The organism is Anaerobacillus sp. 1_MG-2023, from assembly GCF_030547345.1.
In the GTDB taxonomy this organism is placed as follows: domain Bacteria; phylum Bacillota; class Bacilli; order Bacillales; family Guptibacillaceae; genus Guptibacillus; species Guptibacillus hwajinpoensis_B.
Genome location: NZ_JAUORD010000011.1, coordinates 16,752 through 37,540, shown reverse-complemented (window position 1 = coordinate 37,540; position 20,789 = coordinate 16,752). Strand labels below are relative to the sequence as shown.

15 protein-coding genes are annotated in these 20,789 nt (G+C 40.8%); 4 read left to right on the top strand and 11 right to left on the bottom strand.

Going from position 1 to position 20,789, the window contains the following annotated elements:
* Positions 1-19 precede the first annotated feature (19 nt).
* The 5 genes from Q4550_RS16850 to Q4550_RS16830 form a co-directional block, all read right to left on the bottom strand.
* Positions 20-559: a BclA C-terminal domain-containing protein gene (locus Q4550_RS16850; RefSeq protein WP_303534749.1), complete on the bottom strand. Its 540-nt coding sequence runs from the start codon at positions 557-559 to the stop codon at positions 20-22.
* A gap of 167 nt (positions 560-726) precedes the next feature.
* Positions 727-1,767 carry a LacI family DNA-binding transcriptional regulator gene (locus Q4550_RS16845; protein WP_303534748.1) on the bottom strand — a complete coding sequence of 347 codons (1,041 nt, stop codon included), beginning with the start codon at positions 1,765-1,767 and terminating at the stop codon, positions 727-729.
* Positions 1,768-1,995: 228 nt separating this feature from the next.
* Positions 1,996-2,838 (bottom strand): sugar ABC transporter permease, encoded by an 843-nt coding sequence (locus Q4550_RS16840; protein ID WP_226612558.1) that lies wholly within the window; start codon positions 2,836-2,838, stop codon positions 1,996-1,998.
* A 1-nt stretch (position 2,839) separates the two neighbouring features.
* The gene (locus Q4550_RS16835) at positions 2,840-4,123 is read right to left on the bottom strand and encodes a carbohydrate ABC transporter permease (protein WP_303534745.1); all 1,284 of its coding nucleotides are present in this window, start codon (positions 4,121-4,123) and stop codon (positions 2,840-2,842) included.
* Positions 4,124-4,218: 95 nt separating this feature from the next.
* Complete coding sequence (locus Q4550_RS16830) at positions 4,219-5,502, bottom strand: extracellular solute-binding protein (RefSeq protein ID WP_303534743.1); 1,284 nt, start codon at positions 5,500-5,502, stop codon at positions 4,219-4,221.
* A gap of 296 nt (positions 5,503-5,798) precedes the next feature.
* Between Q4550_RS16830 and Q4550_RS16825 the strand changes: the two genes are divergently transcribed.
* The 3 genes from Q4550_RS16825 (at position 5,799) to Q4550_RS16815 (ending at position 9,540) form a co-directional block, all read left to right on the top strand.
* On the top strand, positions 5,799-7,532 hold the full coding sequence (locus Q4550_RS16825; protein WP_303534742.1) for an alpha-glycosidase: 1,734 nt from the start codon (positions 5,799-5,801) through the stop codon (positions 7,530-7,532).
* Between the two features lie 243 nt (positions 7,533-7,775).
* Entirely contained in the window at positions 7,776-8,117 is a 342-nt protein-coding gene (locus Q4550_RS16820) for a P-II family nitrogen regulator (protein WP_303534741.1), read from the top strand.
* 22 nt (positions 8,118-8,139) lie between these two features.
* Positions 8,140-9,540 carry an ammonium transporter gene (locus Q4550_RS16815; RefSeq protein WP_303534739.1) on the top strand — a complete coding sequence of 467 codons (1,401 nt, stop codon included), beginning with the start codon at positions 8,140-8,142 and terminating at the stop codon, positions 9,538-9,540.
* A gap of 539 nt (positions 9,541-10,079) precedes the next feature.
* Here the strand turns inward: Q4550_RS16815 and asnB are convergent.
* The 5 genes from asnB to Q4550_RS16790 all read right to left on the bottom strand — a co-directional run bounded on the left by asnB (position 10,080) and on the right by Q4550_RS16790 (position 17,891).
* Positions 10,080-11,921: an asparagine synthase (glutamine-hydrolyzing) gene (gene asnB / locus Q4550_RS16810; RefSeq protein ID WP_303534738.1), complete on the bottom strand. Its 1,842-nt coding sequence runs from the start codon at positions 11,919-11,921 to the stop codon at positions 10,080-10,082.
* A gap of 105 nt (positions 11,922-12,026) precedes the next feature.
* Entirely contained in the window at positions 12,027-13,022 is a 996-nt protein-coding gene (locus Q4550_RS16805; RefSeq protein WP_303534736.1) for a class I SAM-dependent methyltransferase, read from the bottom strand.
* Positions 13,023-13,038: 16 nt separating this feature from the next.
* Positions 13,039-14,370, bottom strand: a complete 1,332-nt coding sequence (locus Q4550_RS16800; protein ID WP_303534734.1) for an FAD-dependent oxidoreductase — start codon at positions 14,368-14,370, stop codon at positions 13,039-13,041.
* 119 nt (positions 14,371-14,489) lie between these two features.
* Positions 14,490-17,351, bottom strand: coding sequence for an EAL domain-containing protein (locus tag Q4550_RS16795; protein ID WP_303534733.1), 2,862 nt, complete (start codon positions 17,349-17,351; stop codon positions 14,490-14,492).
* 189 nt (positions 17,352-17,540) lie between these two features.
* Complete coding sequence (locus tag Q4550_RS16790; RefSeq protein ID WP_303534732.1) at positions 17,541-17,891, bottom strand: DUF1516 family protein; 351 nt, start codon at positions 17,889-17,891, stop codon at positions 17,541-17,543.
* Positions 17,892-18,064: 173 nt separating this feature from the next.
* Here Q4550_RS16790 and Q4550_RS16785 point away from each other — a divergent pair, with 173 nt between their 5' ends.
* On the top strand, positions 18,065-19,261 hold the full coding sequence (locus Q4550_RS16785; protein ID WP_303534730.1) for an ornithine--oxo-acid transaminase: 1,197 nt from the start codon (positions 18,065-18,067) through the stop codon (positions 19,259-19,261).
* Between the two features lie 46 nt (positions 19,262-19,307).
* Here Q4550_RS16785 and Q4550_RS16780 read toward each other — a convergent pair whose 3' ends face one another.
* Positions 19,308-20,732: an NAD-dependent succinate-semialdehyde dehydrogenase gene (locus Q4550_RS16780; protein WP_303534728.1), complete on the bottom strand. Its 1,425-nt coding sequence runs from the start codon at positions 20,730-20,732 to the stop codon at positions 19,308-19,310.
* Positions 20,733-20,789: the final 57 nt, after the last annotated feature.

The window sequence follows — 20,789 nt, the reverse complement described above, 5'->3', positions numbered from 1 at the left end:
TCTTATTAAATATAGTCGATTATTCTACTCTCATAATTGTTAGTGAAGCCCCTACGCCAGAATCTAGTATAATTAAGGTAGCCACTCCAAATAGTTGCAGTGAAATAACATCTCCAGCTAATAAAGAAACTATGGCTTCTGCGCTAAATTTAGTCGATGCTACCGTCGGAGAAATAACAGTTTGTGGTAACTCCACTCCATTTACGACTATTCTAGAATTTATGATAGAAGCAGCTTCTGGATTAATATGATACGAAAGACGATATCTTCCATCTTCTTGGACTGTAAAGAAAGTATTAGTGCCATCGACAGTTATCGTTAGTGGCAAACTTTGTGAATCCGGCAAAGTTAAATCCGTCCCTAAAATATCGGTATTTATATTAGCATTCGAAGTATTAGCGGCAAATCCGGACGTTGAAGTCACTGACGGTCCCTCTGGTCCTACTGGGCCTTCTGGACCTTCTGGACCTTCTGGACCTGGAGGCCCTGGAATTCCCTGTGCTCCTTGTCTAGGAAATGCACCTCCTGCATAACTTCCACCACATCCTGAACATCCCATATTCTCACCCCACTTAAATAAATTCACTTACTAATAGTAAACGTTGGAGTAATGTAAGTTGGAACGGCAAGTGACTGCTTGTTCAAAGTTTTATTTTTTCATTACTTAAATTCAATCCTTTAACACCCTTCTCAAAAAATCCCCAAAATAAATAGCCACCTTCGTGGCTATTTCATACTCTCATTCTGGTTGATTGTCCTAACGGTCCAGCGCTCCACAACTTGGTGTGGTACACAAACACGTTTGTTTCCTGATTCAGGATCACTAATTTTCTCTAGTAAACAGTTCACAGCCTGATAACCTAGTTGAAAAATATTAATATCAACTGAAGTAAGCGGCGGACTCGCATATTCAGCGAGCATCACATTATTAAAACTAATAATAGAAACATCTTCAGGAACAGAAAGACCAATCTCATCAAGCTTGCTCATGATACCTAGGGCCATGAGATCATCTGCAACAACTAGCGCGGTTGGAGGATTTTCTAACGAAAATAATTCCATTACCGCTTCCTGTCCGCCTTCTTTTAGAAACTCGACATGAACAACATAATCGTCCTGGAGTGGGATTTCCGCTTCCTGTAGGGCTTTTTCATAACCGTGTAACCGCTCCACGGTTACGACTAGATCTAAATTCCCTCCTACAAATGCGATTCGTTCATGACCTTTGCCAATAAAATGCTCGGTTACATCTTTTGCCGCGTTAAAATTATCATTATCGACATGAGTGATTGAATCTGGATTTACTAGTGGCTTCCCAATAACGGTAAACGGAAAATTTTGTTCCTGTAGAAACGTCATGATTTTATCATCGATTCTTGAATAAAGCATTACAATACCGTCCACTCTGCGCCCGTGAACCATCCCCATTACGCCTTCTAACATTTCTTCTTCTGTTGCCCCAGTAGACATATACAAAGTATAATCTTTTTCATGAGCCTTCGTACTAATGCCCCGAAGAACCTCCGGAAAGAATGGATTCTGTAATACTTTATCTGCTGAACTCGGCATAACAAGGCCAATCGTTTGTGTACTCCGGTTCGCTAGACTTCTTGCATTATAGTTAGGGTGGTAGCCAAGCTCTTCCATCGCCTCTCTGACACGACGTTTCGTTTGCTCACTAATTCGTGGATTATTTGCGATCACACGTGATACCGTCGATGGCGCAACATTGGCAAGCTTCGCTACATCTTTAATCGTTACTGCCATTGGGATTTCCTCCTATACAAAGCTTTCGCTTGTTCGTTTCATATGATAAGTAATTGGTCTATCTTAACTATCTAATGATTCATTGTAAACGATTTCTATTGAAAATGACATCTACTATAGAGAAACAATCGTGCCTATTAAAGGTCTCTAAACAAAAGGTTAGGATAAAAAAAGAGAAAGAAGCTGCAAGAGTAGCTTTCCTCTCTCTCTTCTTTCTCACGTCTTGATCTATCCTTTCGTTCCTCCAGCAGTAAGGCCAGATATAAAGTAACGTTGGAGCGATAGGAATAAAATTGATATTGGAATCGCAATCAATACTGATCCTGCGGCGAACGTTGTAAACTCATTACCAAACTGATCAGAAATCATTTTGTAAAGACCTACCGCCAGCGTATATTTATCTTCACTACGAAGAATAACTTGAGCAAGAATAAAGTCCGTAAACGGTGTAATGAAACTAAATAATGCTACAACAGCAAGAATCGGTTTCGCAAGTGGCAATATGATTTGCCAGAAGATACGGAAATGACCTGCTCCATCGATTCGAGCTGATTCATCAAGCTCTTTTGGAATTGTATCAAAGTATCCTTTAGCAAGCCAGGTATTCATTGGTAGTAAACCACCTGTATAAACAAGAATCAGCGCAAAGTGCGTATCTAACAAACCCGTTGTATAAGCTAATACATAGATCGCAATAAGTGCTGCAAAGTTCGGGATCATTTGAAGAATTAAGAAAGTCATTAATCCATTTTTACGACCGACGAAACGATAGCGTGAGAAGGCATACGCCATACAGGAGATCATCGCTACGGCTAGAATCATTGTGATGATACAAATCTTCAATGTGTTCCAATACCAAAGTAAATAATCACTTTCAGCGGTATTAAATAACGATTTGTAATGCTCCAATGTTGCATCCTTCGGGATAATGGATGATCCAGATAGACTGTCACCAGGATTAAAGGAAGACCCTACAATCCACAGAACTGGATACAAGATGATGACACAAGCTATAGCGATGGCAATATAGGACAGTGTTAAACGTAAGGTATTCTGCATTTTTGGACTCATATTACATCATATCCTCTTCTTGGAATGATTTCGTTCTTCTAAACTGCCACAGTGCTACACCAATAACAATGGCGGATAGAATCATGGTAATAGCAGCAGCTTTGCCATATTGTGCAGACGTAAACGTAAGCTTATAGATCCACGAAATCAAAATGTCAGTAGAGCCTGCTGTTTGACCAGATACGGCAGGACCACCACCGTTAAACAGGTAAATAACGTTAAAGTTATTAAAGTTAAATGTATATTGTGTGATTAAAATTGGCGCGATTGCAAAAAGAACCATTGGAAGCGTGATTCCTCTAAACTTCTGCCAGATATTCGCACCATCTACTGTTGCAGCTTCATATAATTCATCTGGAATCGATTGAAGCACACCCGTTACCATAGCGAAAATAAACGGGAATCCAAGCCAGAACTGTATAAGAATTAAAGCAACTTTAGTCCAAAATGGCTCTGTAAGCCATGGTATCGCATCGATACCGAACGCTGCTAAGATGTCGTTATTTATCGCACCAAACGTCTCATTAAACATCCCCGCAAACACAAGGATTGATACGAAAGCTGGTACGGCCCAAGGCAAGATAAAGATTGTTCTAAAGATGCCTTTAAATTTAAGGTCTTTCTGGTTCATCAAAACGGCTAGAAAAATACCAATCGCTATTTGTCCTGTTGTCGCAACAAATGTCCATACGATTGTCCATGAGAAAACATCGATGAAAGTATCGCGCCAGATGTCTAGCTTAAATATGTCAATATAGTTTTGAATCCCAATCCAGTCTACTAAATTAGCTGGTGGAGAATGGTAAAGATCGTAGTTTGTAAACGAAAGTAAAATAACAAACAATATCGGAAAAATAACAACAAAAATTAATAAGAAAAATCCAGGTGATAGCATTAAGTAAGGAAATCCTTGTTCAGAAACATTACGGTATTGCTCTCGAACAGAATTTAAGGGAATGCCTAGATCACGATTTCTTCCATTCAAATATGCATCCCTTAGGTTTAAGAAATAAATAACCAATCCAATCAGGATAACAAGGACAGCGATAATTCCCTGTGTTAACAAGAAGATGGAGTGATCTCGTGGTAGCTTTTCCCCCAGGGTAACGATCCCCCATAATCCAATGTTGATTAAGTCAGCAAAAGCAACGGCAAATGAAACCGTTAAGATGAAGAACATAAGTCCTTTGAGGATCTGCTTGTTATAAAACTGACCGAATCCAGGTATTAGTGATAAAGCAAGTGCTGATTTTCGATGCTTTGTTTGACGCTCAGTTGCCTCCATCGTGATGGCAATCCCCTTTCTTCTCCCCACTTTTCTAGCTTTAAAGTGAGAAGCAGTACCCCGTTTCCGGAGTACCGCTTTAAATTTTCAAAACTTTAGTTGCTGTGATTCTGCTCGATTTGAGACTTAATTGTTTTTGTAGCCTCATCAAGGGCCGCTTTTGGTTCTTGCTTATCTGTTGCTACTAATTGTAGAGCAGACGCTGCTGGCTCCCATACTTCAGCCATTTCTGGAATGTTAGGCATTGGAACGCCATATTGAGATTGAAGTGCTACGGCACTTGCACCTTCATTATCAGCAATAACTGGATCTTCAATTAGTGATTTAACAGGAGGAATTTCTGCTGTTTTTTCGTAACGAATCTTTGCATTTTCCTCATTTGTTAACCATTCAACAAGCTTCGTAGCCCATTCTTTGTTCTCAGAGAAATTACTTACGTGCCAGCCTTTAACACCGATAAACGTTTTGAAATTCTCTCCGTTTGGAAGTGTAGGCATCGGCGCAACACCAATGTCAATTCCAGCATCTTTATAACCCTGGAAAGACCATGGTCCGTTCATAACGGAAGCTGCTTTCCCTTCATTAAACAGACCATCCATTGTAGATCCACCGTTTTCACCAATTAGGCCTTTAGGGAAAAGATCTTCCTGATACCATTTCTGAATGTATTCCGTTCCTTCAATAGCACCATCATTATTAAGACCGATGTCATCTGGGTTTAATCCCTCATCAGTGCGATCAAACACATAGCCGCCATATCCTGAAAGCACAGCGTTCGCAAAATAGAAGTTATCCCATAGCGCAAGGAAGCCATACTGCTTGTCCTTCGTGAAGTCTTTTGCGAAATCATAGACTTCATCCATTGATTCCGGAGCTTTGTCCATGAGATCTTTGTTGTAAATGAATACAGGTGTTTCTGTTGCTTTTGGTAGTCCATACAGATTACCGTCAAAGTTTTCAGCTTGAATAGAAGATTCTGTAAATGTATCAATCACAGACTGTTCAACTTCGATTGGGGAAATGAGTCCCTCAACTGCAGCTTGTCCAATTTGATCGTGCGGAAGTGTAATAACGTCAGGACCAGTACCTGCTGGACCATCAAGACGAATTTGCTCTCTAATTTCGTCAGCCATACCTAGTTCTTTAAATTCAACTTTAATTCCGTACTCTTCCTCGAAACTAGCAATAGCCGGTTCAAGTGCAATCCCTTTATCTGTATCTTCCCAAACAACTAGCTTCTCAGGTTTATTTGCATCTTCTCCCTCAGAATCACTGCCCCCGTTGTTACTAGAAGCGTTTTCATTGTTTTGCGGTCCGCATGCTGCAAGAACGCCGATTGCAAGAACTAGTGTAAGAAACAAAGCGAAAAAGCGTTTCATGTGTTAACCCCCTCTTAATTTTACGATAGGAGTACAAGCGCTTTCATATAACTTAATGAAAACGATTGCACTGTCTTTCTATAACTTATTATACATGGCTATAAAATTTTCGCAACCGTTTGCACAAAGTTTTTTCAAAATTTTTTCGAAACAGTAAATTCACCTTGTTTTTTACATTTGACTAACCTACTTTGATCTTCTACATTTATATAGAAGCAACATTCCATTTCGATTAGTTCTTGAAAAGAGTTTCCTATTATCAAAATGCAAGCGATTGCACATGGAGGTATCTAGTTATGTTTAAAGAAGCCATTTATCACCGCCCAAAGAACAACTATGCTTACGCATATGATAAGAAAACGCTACACCTGATGATCCGAACAAAGAAAGATGATGTGACATCCACTTCCCTTATTTATGGAGATCCGTATGATTGGAAAGACAACGCATGGCAGTTCACTTCTAAAACAATGAAAGTAACTGGCTCAGACTCTCTATTCGATTATTGGAGTGTAGCGATCCAACCTCCTTATCGTAGATTGAGATATGGCTTCTATCTAGAAGATAAAAATGAAGCATATTATCATACTGAAAAAGGATTCTATACGGAACAGCCATCAGATACAAACGACTATTATAGTTTCCCTTTCCTAAATGAAGCTGATATCTTTACAGCTCCTGAATGGGTGAAGGACACAGTATGGTATCAAATCTTTCCCGAACGATTTGCTAACGGGGATGCTTCCTTAAATCCAAAAGATACGCTTCCATGGGGTGAATACCCTCCGGAGCGTAACAACTTTTTCGGGGGAGACTTTCAGGGGGTAATAAATCATCTTGATCACTTAACAGACCTTGGAATTCGCGGCATTTACTTCACACCTATTTTTAAAGCGGCCTCAAACCATAAGTACGATACAATCGATTACATGGAGATTGACCCACAATTTGGCGATAAAGAAACATTTAAAGAGCTCGTCAAAGCCTGTCATGAAAGAGGCATTAAAGTTATGCTTGATGCTGTTTTCAATCATAGCGGATATTACTTCGAACCTTTTCAGGACTTATTAAAAAACGGAGAAGCATCACGCTATCGAGACTGGTTTCACGTTCGATCTTATCCAATTGAAACAAAACCTCTTCCCTCCTATGATACTTTCGCCTTTGAAGCGACAATGCCTAAGCTTAATACTGAGAACCCAGAAGTGAGAGAGTACCTACTACAAGTTGGTCGCTACTGGGTAGAAGAATTTGATATTGACGGGTGGCGACTTGATGTTGCAAATGAAATTGATCACCGCTTCTGGCGTGAATTTAGAAGAGAGGTAAAGCGAGTTAAGCCTGAGCTTTATATTCTTGGTGAAATCTGGCACGACTCGATGCCGTGGTTACAGGGCGATCAGTTTGATGCTGTAATGAACTATCCTTTAACTGCTGCCCTACTTGATCATTATGCAAATGGAAAAATCTCTGCCGAAACAATGGGGAACCGACTATCCGCACTCCTTCACTCTTATCCTGCAAATGTGAATGAGGTTGCCTTTAATTTATTAGGAAGTCACGATACACCGCGACTCCTCACACTAGCAAACGGGAAAAAGGAGGTCGTGAAGCTTATGTATATCCTCCAATTCTCTTTCCCAGGAACACCTTGTATTTATTATGGTGACGAAATTGGGATGAAAGGTGGCGCTGATCCTGGTTGTCGAGAATGTATGATTTGGGATGAAAAAGACCAGGACACTGAACTATTTCAGTTTTTAAAAGAACTGATCGCCCTACGCAATCAACACCCTGCATTTCGGAACGATGGAACTTTCGAAGTGGTGTATACAGATGAAACGCTTATTCAATATAAGAGGCAAACGAATAATGAAACGCTCCTCTTTCTATTAAACAACTCAGAAAAGACTATAACTACTGATCTCTCACTCAACTATTTGAACGCAAAAACTCTTTTAGGGAGTCAGCACGACTCTAGCCTTCTTCATCTTGAACCATTTGGCTTCACTATTTTAGACATTTCATAAGCAACAAGCTCCTGGTCATCACCCAGGAGCTTCTTTTTATGCCTCAGAATTCGAAATCAACTGAAAGCGCAACCACACTTACCCCACTTGGAATATTTTGATTACTTACATTTATTAAGGTTAGATTATGTAACACACTATTTTAAATTTTCAAAAAATAACCTTGAATTTCTTGTTTTCACCGCATAATATTAGGATATAGAAAAAAGGCAATGTTAGAAAAACTGACATGGAGGGTCTTACATGAAAAAAGTAGAAGCCATTATTCGCCCTGAGGCATTTCAGGACCTAAGAGATCGATTAAGAAATGAAGGTATCACTGGCATGACAGTATCTGAAGTAGCTGGATGTGGATTACAAAAAAAACAAACTGGTGTCTTCAGAGGAAGTCATTTTGAAGTCTCACTTCAGGCAAAAATTAAAGTAGAGCTCGTTTTTGATGATGACCTGCTTGATCATGTTGTCAAGCATATTCGCGATATATGTGCAACCGGCGAAGTTGGCGACGGCAAAATATTTGTTTATCCTGTCGAAGATGTCATTCGTATACGATCTGGTGAACACGGACTCACTGCATTTAAATAAATCAAAAAGGATGATAAAAACAATGAAAAAAATCACTGGTTTGTTCGCGCTTCTCTTTCTCCTCTCAGGAGGACATGTCTTCGCAGCAGGCGATGCCTCCGCTGTAACCGCCTTGAGTGCTTCAATGGATACCGTATGGATTATGATTGCAGCCTTTCTAGTATTCTTCATGCACGCTGGATTTGCGATGGTTGAAACTGGATTTACCCGTTCTAAAAACGCCTTAAATATTCTAATGAAGAATCTCCTAACAATGTCAATTGGCGCTGTGCTCTACTTTATAATCGGATACGGATTGATGTTCGGTTCTTCAGCCGGCGGTTTTATTGGTAGTGATGGCTTCCTTCTTCTAGGACAATCTGAAAACATCGGCTTCTTTGTTTTCCAGGCCGTCTTTGCCGCAACTTGTGCGACAATCATTTCTGGTGCAGTAGCTGAAAGAATGAAATTAATCAGTTATATTGCTGTAACGGTTGCCATGATTGGATTTGTTTATCCTGTTGTTGGTCACTGGATTTGGGGTGGCGGATGGCTTTCAGAACTAGGATTTGTTGACTTTGCTGGCTCAACGGTCGTTCATATGACAGGTGCACTTGGTGCGGTTGTGGCTGTCGCCTTTCTTGGAGGACGTCTTGGTAAATACTCAGACGGTAAAGTAAACGTTATTCAAGGTCATAACATTCCACTTGGCGCACTAGGGGTATTCATTCTTTGGTTCGGCTGGTTTGGATTTAATGCAGGTAGTACACTGTCAGCAAGCGACGCACTTATCCCTACAATCGTAGCAACAACACTTCTTTCTGCTTCAAGTGGTGTAATCGGAAGTGCCCTTTATTCTTATATTCGCTATAAGCAAATTGATGCTTCTTTAACTCTAAACGGCGCATTAGCTGGGCTTGTCGGAATTACAGCAGGTACAGCAAGCGTATCTCCAATTGGCGCTATTTTCATCGGTCTTATCGCTGGAGTAATCTTGATTGAAGCCGTTCAACTGATTGACCGTCGCGTAAAATTGGATGACCCAGTTGGAGCGATAGCTGTTCACGGAGTGTGTGGTGCGTGGGGCACGCTAGCCGTTGGACTTTTCGCAATCGATGGTGGTTTATTCTACGGAGGCGGTGCCTCCCTTGTACTCGTTCAAGCAATCGGAATTCTTGCAGTTATGGCGTGGACGATTGGTACAGTAGGTATTTTCTTATTCATCTATACTCGCTTCTCTTCCATTCGCGTTTCTCGTGAAGAAGAAATTCAGGGACTTGATTTCGCAGAGCACGGCTCAACAGCTTACGAGCTTAGAGGAGGCCTTCTAAACAACAACGAAAGCCCTTCTGCTGGAACACCATTCGGCCACAACCTAGTCGAACGCCTCAACGGACTCGAACAAGCACCAGTTGAAAAAAGAAAAGCAGAAGGAAGCGTTTAGACACGAAAAGCGGAAGTGGGCGGTTAGACACGGCAGGCACTGGAGCCTTTTCATTTGAACACGGTCTTTGTGTTCGGATGAAAAGGTGAAGTGACCGAGTGTCTGCCCACTGCAGCTAGACACGAAAAGCGGAGACGAGCGTTTAGAAACAGAGATATTGGAGCTCTTGAACTAGAACACGCCCTTTGTGTTCTGGTGAAAGAGTGAAATATCGCAGTTTCTGCGAGTCGCAGCTGGACACACGAAAAGCGGAGCGGGCCCGCCTAAATCCGCAGGATGTTGGAAGCCATGAGAGTGAGACGCTTCATGTCTCATTCGAATGGGTGAAACAGCCGGAGGATTTGGCCCGCGCAGCTAGACACCGAAAAGCGGACGCGCCCGCTTAGCCTCGACAAGCGCTGGAGCCCTCTAAAAAGAACACGCTCTTTGTGTTCCTTTTAGAGGGTGAAGCGATCGAAACCCTCCCCAATAAAGCGGGAACGAGCAATAATAAAATCTTTTAAAGAAAAGGATCGAAGCCATGAGCTTCGATCCTTTTCTTAGTCAACTAAATTTACATTATGGTGCTCCATCCAATAATTAATTTGAGCAAGATGCGCAATCAATTGAGGTCCTGCCATAAGCTGACCGAACCAGGGAACTTTAAACGCCTTTCCCTCTGAATCTACGATATCTTGCACAACTTTTCTATCGATCAATTCAAGAAGCGGCGCCTGCTTGTTATCGAGCGTATCTTGAAGCCATGAAGAAACGGCTTTCGTATAAGCAGGATTATAGGTTTTTGGATATGGACTCTTTTTTCGATAAAGAACATCATGTGAAAGCGTTCCTGTCATCGCTTTTCGCAAAAGTCCCTTCTCTCGACCATCAAGCATTTTCATATCCCACGGGACATTCCACACATATTCGATGATACGGTGATCAGAAAACGGCACCCTTACTTCTAGACTAGCTCCCATGCTCATACGGTCTTTTCGTTCAAGAAGTGTTGTCATAAACCAATTTAAATTCAAGTAAAAGAGAGCTCTTCTTTTTGCTTCAATCTCACTTTCTCCATCAAGTACTGGCGTTTCCTTCATTGACTCACGATATCTTTCCGTCACGTAATCTTCTAGCTTCAATTTATTCCGAACATCTTCTTTTAACATCGCCTGTCTTTCAAGTGTCGATCTCATCCAGGGAAACTGCTCCTGATCTAAAAGCTCCGGCTTATGAAACCATGGATACCCACCAAATATTTCATCAGCACATTCACCAGAAAGAGCAACAGTCGCATGTTTCTTAATTTCCTTTGAAAACCACAATAATGAAGAGTCTACATCTGCCATACCAGGCAGGTCTCGACATTCAATCGCTTCCTTTAAATGATGCACAAGCTGAGGTGTATCAATCACACAGTTCGTATGATCAGTTGCAAGCTCTGCTGATACTTTTTTGATCCACGGAGCATCTGAATTCGGCTGAAATTCACTACTCTTAAAGTATTTATCATTATCAGCATAATCCACCGAAAAGGAACGTAATGTCCCCTTATTATCATCCAGGAATGCCGATTGAGCAACGGATGTAATGGCGCTTGAATCAACTCCACCAGATAAAAACGTACAAACTGGTACATCCGCTACAAGCTGTCGCTTAATGGAATCTTTTAAAAGGTCTCCTACTTTATCTACAGTTGTATCAAGATCATCAGTATGTTCACTACTTTTCACATTCCAATAGCGCCATTTGCGAAGACCACTCCGCTCAAACTTCATCGCAAATCCAGGTCGCAGTTCATTTATGCCTCGAAAAACCCCATGTCCTGGTGTTCTCGAAGGTCCTAAACCAAAAATTTCTTGAAGCCCCGCTCGATCAACTTCCGTCTTCACATCGGGATGAGCTAGAATGGCTTTAAGCTCTGAACCGAATTGCAGCGAGCTACCACTTTGTCGATAGAATAATGGCTTAACACCAAGGCGGTCTCTTGCAAGGAATAATTTCTCTCCATCCCAAATCCCAAAGGCAAAAATACCATTTAAATGATCAACGCATTGCTCTCCCCATTCAACATAGCAAGTTAAAAGAACTTCTGTATCCGAATGAGATTGAAATGTATAACCCTTTGCAAGGAGAACTTTACGTAAATCCTCCGTATTATATAGCTCACCGTTATAACAAATCGTATATTGCTTTTCGTCATGTGTCCTAGTCATTGGCTGACTTCCACCAGCTGGGTCTACGACAATCAAACGAGTATGCCCAAAGCCACAATGCGCGCTAACCCAGCTGTTTGAAGCATCAGGACCACGTCTTGATAACGTATTCGCCATTCGTCTAAGAACCTTCTCTTCTCCTGTCAGATTCTGCTTCCAATCCACCCATCCTGTTATCCCACACAAAAAGATCTCCCTCCTCTCATTCCTCTCTGTTCACATTATGCATACGCCCAATTTTGGTGCAAAATGTCTTTGAACGAACGAAAAAAAGAGACCTTTTGATAGGCCTCACACTTTCTGAAAACGCAAAAAGTACCATGCGCCTTCTTTTACAACTGGTTTTATTTGTTTAAGCTTAAATCCTGTTTTCGTTGCTAAATCGTCCATTTCATCACGACTTGGCAATGGATAAAGGTTATCATGAGCACTCATAAAGCTGTTAAACGCGGCCGAGAAAGCCTGCCCGTGTTTAGATTCATGCATAGGGGTGATAATAATCAGCTGACCAGCTTCACCTGTTACCTCATTTGCCTTCTGAAACAGCTTCAATCGATCTTCTGGTGCGAAATAATAAAGTAAATTATTCATCATCGCCATATCAAAGGGGGCACCATCCCATTTCCATGTCATCATATCATCAGGATAAAGGTGTAGCGGTGATTTTAGCGGAAAATGGATATTAGCTTCTGCATCTAAACAGACGGATCGATTCTTTTCAATTCCAACAAGCTTCATGTCCTCTAGCTTTGCTCCAATACGCGATAAATACCCTGCGTAACCTGAGCCAAAATCGATAACGGATTGTGCATTCGTCGTCTTAATCGCTTGATAAATCTTCGGAAAAGCAAATCGTTCAATAAAGCTGGATGTTGCTGCAACAGTTCCCCCATAATCTTCGTCCTCATATCGCGCGGGTTGATCATTGCTTAATAAATCAGGATAGGAAAGCAAAATCGGAATATGTAACTCCATCATTTCTTTTAATAAGATACCAACAGAGTGCTCACTGCTTTTTGAAATCGATTCAACCATATGTTTCTTAGAACGGATCTTTCCATCCTTTTCAGTTTTTAAGTGACCGATTGCCACCCCCACTTCAGCCCATCTTGTTAATAGCAGTTCATTCATGTCTCGTTTAGTCGCAACAGCAGAGACGGTTGTTCCTGATTCGAACTCATCGAATAAGTCATGTACATAGCCTACATGAGCATGCCAGGCGTATAAAAAAGGTTCATTGCTTTTCATCCACTTTCTAGCACGCCAAATCTTTTTTATTTCTTTCATATCTTTTCCTCCCGTCTCATTTGCAATACCACGGATAATCATCCTCTTTCGTGAACATTACTTTCTCATTTGGGCGTTTACTTAATTTCCCATTCCCTATTGTAGCTGGAATTATTCCTGCTTGCTTCAATCGATCCAACAGGTTAAATTTCCAAATGCCGAGACCCGACGTATTTAACATCTGCTTATAATGCAGAAGAGGCGAATGCTCTGTTTGATTGACCCCTTTAATTCGAAGTCTCTGCCACGGTCGATAAGGGAAAGAGTAGAGTAGTGCAGCTTGATGACTAAGCGTAGACACATATTCCGCTCGCGGTTTTCTCACTTTCTCATACCACTTTAGATGCTTCCATTCTGTTTGGTTCGTTTTAAACATCCAGCAAAGAAGTTCTCCTAATACATCAGAATCTTGAATCGCCAAGTTCATTCCTTCCCCTGCCATAGGATGTACGCTATGAGCGGCATCCCCTGTTAAGATCAAATTATTTTTGACGTAATTGGAGACATTGTGCCTAACAGGAATCATGAGTTGAATTTTCTTCCACGTATCAATTTGATGAACATAGCCCTCAAGCTCAGGCATTAGCTCACAATAAGCACGATAAAAGGACTGTAATCCTTCTTCCCGCATCGATTTGAACTCGCCTGGTTTAATCAACAGAACACTTCTTACTTCATTATTCGGAAGTGGGAATAATCCGACAAATTTATTTTGAGTCGTGATGATGGTTGACTGATTTAGCGTCTCCGGGCGGGGAAACGATACCGTCAAGAAATGATGATTATACTTTGTATTCTTCATCTCCACTTCCATAGCTGTTCTTGTTGGAGAAGCTCTTCCTTCAGCACCAACGTAAAAGCCTGCTTGAATTTCACGTTCCCCTTCTTTTGTTTGAATGATCGCTTTCTTATTCTCAGGCTCATCTTCAGTAAAGCCCGTAAATTTAGCAGGCTGAATATAATCAACAGATTCATATTTTGAAGCCTCTTCGAAAAGAAGCTCTTTTAGCCTCTCATGTGGAATCATAAGCGATGTATTGTATAGAGATGGAATCACATCGTAGCGGAATTCATTTGAACTAAGGTGCTCCATCGTGCCATCGTCTTTTTGGTTATACTCATGGAATTCAATCGAAGGTAAGTGAAAACCATTTTCTTTTACTACATCTAAAACATTAATTCGTTCAAGGACTTGAAGACTTTTTGGCTGAAGAAGTTCACCTTTATAAATCAACCCGCTTCTTTTATCTTTTTCAATTAATAGCGTTTTCACATTACTTTTCCCTAATTTGACAGCAAGTGTGAGGCCCGATATGCCTCCTCCAATAATCATGACATCGTAATCCATCTCTTTATCACCTCTTCGCTAAGATCCTATTCCCTGCCAGCTATCTGTTGAAACAGCTGGAGCACATTGGAGACAGGACGCTCTACAAAAAAAGATCGACCACATTGGGTCGACCTTAGTTAAGTTGCTAAAGGAAATTGCTTTGATAGAAGCAGTTTCTCGAAACGATCCTTATTCAAAGGTTTACTATAGAAAAATCCTTGCGCAAAATTACACCCGAAGCTTCTAATAATATCGCCCTGTTCTTTCGTCTCGATTCCTTCCGCTACAATTGATAAATTTAAACCTTCGCACATCGTAATCACCGCTTTAACAATCGCAGCATCTGCGTTGTTTTCCTGAAGGTTTCGAATAAAGGATTGATCGATTTTCAATATATCTAATGGGAAATCCTTCAGATAACTAAGCGAAGAATAACCGGTACCAAAATCATCAATGGACACTTTAATACCCATTTCTCTTAATTCATTTAGCATCGAAATGCTATAATCCGTATTGACCAGCGTTGTGCTCTCTGTTACTTCAAGGTGTAGCGATTGAGGATCAAGACCAGATGTCACTAATGCTTCCCTAACCGAATCAACGAATTTCTCGCTTTGAAACTGTCTTCCAGACACGTTCACACTAATCGATAAGTCATCATATCCAAGCGCCTGCCATCTGCTCGTTTGCATGCATGCTTCGTTCAATACCCAAATACCAATTTCTTCGATTAGCCCCGTTTCTTCTGCAAGTGGTATAAACTGCGCAGGTGAAACTAGTCCCAATTTTGGATGATTCCACCTAATCAACGCTTCACAAGCATAAATTTTCTGCTCGTCTAGATTAACTTGTGGCTGATAGAAAAGGGTCAGTTCTTCTTTCTCTAGGGCTCGACGTAAATAACTTTCAAGTTCTAATCTCTCAAAAGCCTGATCGGTCATTTCATCGGTATAGAATTCAATATAATTAGCACCTTGTTGCTTGGCGCGATCTAATGCGATATAAGCATTTTTCATAACCGTATCAAGTTCTAATCCATCATGAGGGAAAAGACTGATACCGATGCCTACTGTCATAAAGTACTCAACTTCGTCAAAGACGATAGGCTGCTTCAAATGATCAATGACGCGTCTCGCAAGCATAAGTGCATCTTTTTCGCACTTCAGTCCAGGTAAGAGAACAGTAAACTCATCACCACCAAATCTAGCAAGGACAGCATCATCCTTTATAGCTTCTTTAATTCGAGTTGTCACTTGTTTGAGGATCTGATCCCCTCTTTGGTGGCCCAAACTATCATTAATCAATTTAAAACGGTCTAAATCTATGAACATGACAGCTAGTTTCTCATCGGGATTCTTTAGTGATTCATTTAGTAAGTTCTCAAATAACAAACGATTAGGAAGCTCGGTTAACACATCATAATAAGCGAGATGAGCGATTTTCTCCTCCGCTTTCCGTTGATTCATGATGCTTTTGGCTATTCCATACGCTCCGGTAATTTCACCATTAACGATGATTGGGATATTCGTAATTGTAAAGAGAACGCTCATTCCAGACTTGTGTACAAGATGGGCATCATATGTTTGAGCCATCCCCTGAAACGTTTGATAGAATTTCTTCCTAGTCATTTCTGCATCCTCTGAAGAAACAAACTGAAGAGAATGCTTACTCATAACTTCTTCAGACGAGTAACCTAGCAATGATTTTAATGCAGGATTTACGCTCGTAATTTTACCGTATACATCCACAGAGTAAACAAGATTCGGATTTTGTTCAAACAGAGATTTGAAGCGCTGTTCTGATTGCTGTAAGTTTAAATTTAACGTCTCTAATTCCTCTGTTGAAGCTTTAATTAAATGTGATAATGCCATTAAACCATCCAAGTCCTTCATCTCCTGATTGTGTAATGGTTGATGCCCGATGTCTTTCATTCGAGCATTTTTTTCATTGAAATGCGCAAAAACCATGCTGTTATTTCCAATTTGTACTTTTTGGGTATCTGAATAATATTCCGACGCAAGAAAAACAGATGTAAGATCACATCGCTTTTCAAGATTCTCTAAATAAGTAATTATGCCGTTTGAAAATAGAGCACGAACCGAAGCAGATGAATAAGTAAATAGACTTTGACTCCATGAATCACTAGCGATTTGGTCAATGCGCTCATAGGACGATTGAATTTGTGCAGCGTCTCCATATGAGAACTGTAGCTTCTTCCCTTGTGTTAGTACACGATTCGACGTAACCGATCCATCTCGATGTTTCTCCATAATGGTAATCGGCTTCACATTCCCATTATCTTGCTGAAGCAACGGGACGTGGACTGCTGATTGAGGAAGTTTATTCGCAACATCATAACCTAAATACTTCTCATAAAACTGCACTGGCGTCAGACCTTCAATTTCAAAAATACGCCTCCCGAGCGCTTTTGTCACTTCATACGTTCGACCAGCTGGTTTCCAGAACGTTTCTTCGAAAATCTTAACTTCAAGGTCACTTCCAATAATTTTAGCAGCAGCGACGCCTTTCGATAGCAGTTGATTACCTTTGATCACAAAGGAATCCTCATTAATAATATGGGCTCTACCTCCGATTAATCGGATTGGTTTTATACCTTCAAACAAAGCACGCTCTTCTAAATGACTATTAAAAAGAATGACAAGTTCATCATGTGCAGTACTCTCATTCATAAGAGTGGAAGCATTCTCTTCCAAATCAAACGGCTTGATCTCGGCGTGTTGAAAAGTCGTAAAGGAAACGAGTATCCCTTCTTTCACGTAGTCCTTTTGATAATAAGCGCCACCTGCTGTGGACCCAATAAGAACGGCATGAGGAAGGAATGTCATTGTTTGTTGCGCGACTGCTTTAGCTCGCTTCCTGTCACCTGACAAAGAAAATAATTGAATGAGTACGGCATGGGCCTGAAACAGTTCCGGTTGATTATTAATGCATTCTAGCAAATCGTGATCATGATGAATCATGACTGAAAATGTCCTCAAGCTATACACACCTCATCCTTTAATCCCTTTAATTCGAAGCTTTTATATTTATGTCTATAATATCAAAAAGTAGAAAGCTCGAATACACTTATACCAGAAATATGCCAATCTACCCTTCTTCTTATATCGGCGTAAAGAAACCAAACGTTTAATACAAAAAAACCACCTTATCGAAGGTGGTTTTAGGACTTATAGCTGATAAAGATGCAGTACAGAATACCCATAAAAAATAACAAGGAGAAAAGCAAACATAAATTGTAGCCAAAATGGCCAGATTTTTTTCTCTTTTTTTCCTCTTACTAGGATCATTTCCATCGAGAAAATAAGCCAAAGAGCGACGACACCTTTCACAATGGAAGGCCCCCAAAACTCATAGCCTATTACAAGAAACATTCCTGAAATAACAGTTAAAATATAAAATATTCGAAGAATCGTATGGGTTATTTCTTGTGATTTCCCTTTCCCAGCTCTCATTAAAAAATAGCTAACTAGAAAAAGAATCAAGGTTAATCCCCAAGCAGAATAATGGGCATGCAACATAAACGATCTCTCCCTCTTTCTATGTACAGATTCCTCTCTATCATATCATGAAACAATTAGATGAGAAGATTATGAAACATTCCTCCCAATTTCTTTCAAATGATGGGAAGAAAACGATTTCATTGTTATACTATAAAGGAAGCTTCAACTAAAAGATGGGAGTGAACCGTAACATGGTACAAACGCAGGATATTATTCAAATGACGGAGCAATACGGCGCACACAATTATCATCCACTGCCTATAGTCATTGCAGAAGCAGAAGGTGTTTGGGTGAAAGATCCCGAAGGAAATCGTTACATGGATATGCTAAGTGCTTATTCAGCTGTCAACCAGGGGCACAGACATCCTAAGATTATTCAAGCTCTAAAGGACCAGGCAGATCGTGTCACATTAACTTCTCGTGCATTTCACAATGATCAGCTCGGACCTTTTTATCGAAAAGTTTCTGAATTTACAAACAAAGATATGATTCTTCCAATGAACACAGGTGCAGAGGCAGTTGAAACAGCTGTTAAAGCGATGCGCCGCTGGGCTTATGAAGTGAAGGGTGTTGAGAAAGATAAAGCAGAAATCATTGCCTGTGAGGGTAACTTTCACGGTCGTACAATGACAGCTGTCTCCCTCTCATCTGAAGAAGAATACCAAAGAGGATTTGGACCAATGCTTCCAGGCATTAAACTCATTCCTTATGGTGATCTTGATGCATTGAAAAAAGCCATTACGCCAAATACAGCAGGGTTTTTATTTGAGCCAATTCAAGGTGAAGCTGGGATCAATATTCCTCGAGAAGGTTTTCTTAAAGAAGCTTATGAGTATTGTAAGGAGCAACGCGTGCTTTTCGTAGCTGATGAAATCCAAGCAGGGCTTTGCCGCTCTGGTAAACGTTTTGCTTGCGATTGGGATAATGTAGAGCCTGATATGTACATTCTTGGAAAAGCACTAGGTGGAGGTGTATTCCCGATTTCTTGTGTTGCCGCTAATGAAGAAGTTCTTGGCGTATTCACCCCAGGATCTCACGGTTCAACATTTGGAGGAAATCCTCTAGCATGTGCAGTCTCGGTGGCATCTTTAGAAGTTCTTGAGGATGAGAAGCTTGCAGACCGCTCTCTTGAACTAGGAAATTACTTTCAAAATAAATTAAAAGAAATTAAGAATCCTATGATTAAAGAAGTCCGTGGTCGCGGTCTTTTCATAGGTGTTGAGCTTCATGAAGCTGCTCGTCCGTATTGCGAGAAGCTGAAAGAAAAAGGATTACTATGTAAAGAGACTCACGAAACGGTCATTCGTTTTGCGCCTCCTCTTATTATTAATGAAGAGGATTTAAACTGGGCCATCGAACAAATTACAGATGTTTTGTCTGTACAATAAGGAAACGAAGAAAGCCTCGCTAGCTATAGCGAGGCTTTCTTATTTTCTATAATCCGATCGAAACGTATTTTGTTTCTAAATAAGCTTCAAGTCCTTCGTGGCCACCTTCTCGACCAATACCACTTTGCTTCATACCACCGAACGGCGCCTGAGCAGCTGAAGGAACCCCGTCATTCCAGCCTACAATCCCGTAGTCCAAACCATTTACGACGTGATTTCCTCTTCGAACGCTTTCACTAAAGACGTAAGCTGCAAGTCCAAATGGCGTTTGGTTTGCAAACTTAATCGCTTCATCATCTGTTTTAACCTTTTGAATTGGAGCAACTGGTCCAAACGTTTCTTCATTCATAATTAACATGCCAGGTGTTACATCCTTTAAAATCGTTGGACGGTAGAAGTAGGAGCCATTCTCTTCGTATCCTTCTCCTCCAACAACACATTCAGCTCCCTGACTAAGCGCATTTTGAACATGCTTTTCTACTTTATTATAGCCATCTTTGTCAATCATCGGTCCAATGTCAGTGCCTTTTTCTAATCCATTTCCAACCTTAAGTTCTTTCGTTTTAGCTGCGAATTTCGAAATAAACTCATCATAAATCTTTTCTTGAACATAGACACGATTACCGCATATGCACGTTTGACCACCGTTTCTAAACTTAGAAGCAACGACGCCGTCAACGGCTTTGTCAATGTCTGCATCATCAAGAACGATGATCGGTGCATGTCCACCAAGCTCAAGAGAAATGTTTTTCACTGTTTCAGCAGCCTGTTCCATTAGTTTCTTACCAACTTCTGTTGAACCTGTGAACGTTATTTTACGAACGTGTGGATTACTCATTAGCTCGCCTGCTACTTCTGAAGATTTCCCAGTGACGAGGTTTACAACACCTTTAGGTATACCAGCCTCTTCACAAAGTTCCACTAAACGCACTGCTGTTAGTGGCGTTGCAGAAGGTGGCTTAACAACAAAGGTACACCCTGCAGCAAGAGCAGGAGCAAGCTTTCTTGCGATCATGGCAGCTGGGAAATTCCATGGCGTAATCGCACCAACAACTCCTACTGGCTGTTTGCGAACTTCCATCATACGCTCTTCTTTATGAGGAGGTATGGTACGACCATAAACGCGTTTTCCTTCTTCAGCAAACCATTCCACAAATGAGGCAGAATAAGCCACTTCTCCTTTTGATTCATGAAGAGGTTTTCCCATTTCAAGCGTCATAAGCTCGGCTAATTCATCTTCGTGTTCCATCATCAAACTATGGAGTTTCTTTAAGTATGACGACCGCTCATATGCGGTGAGGCTTGACCATGCGGGGAATGCCTGATGCGCAGCGTCAATTGCCTTCTTCGTTTCCGATTTCCCCCCAACCGGTACAGTACCGACGAGTTCACCAGTTGCCGGGTTGTTCACTTCAAGCTTTTCAAGATCCTGACCTGTCCATTCACCATTAATGTAATGAAACTTTTCCATACGCTAACCCTCCTAGTAGATTCTCTGGATAACAATTCCTTTTATTAGCAATAATTA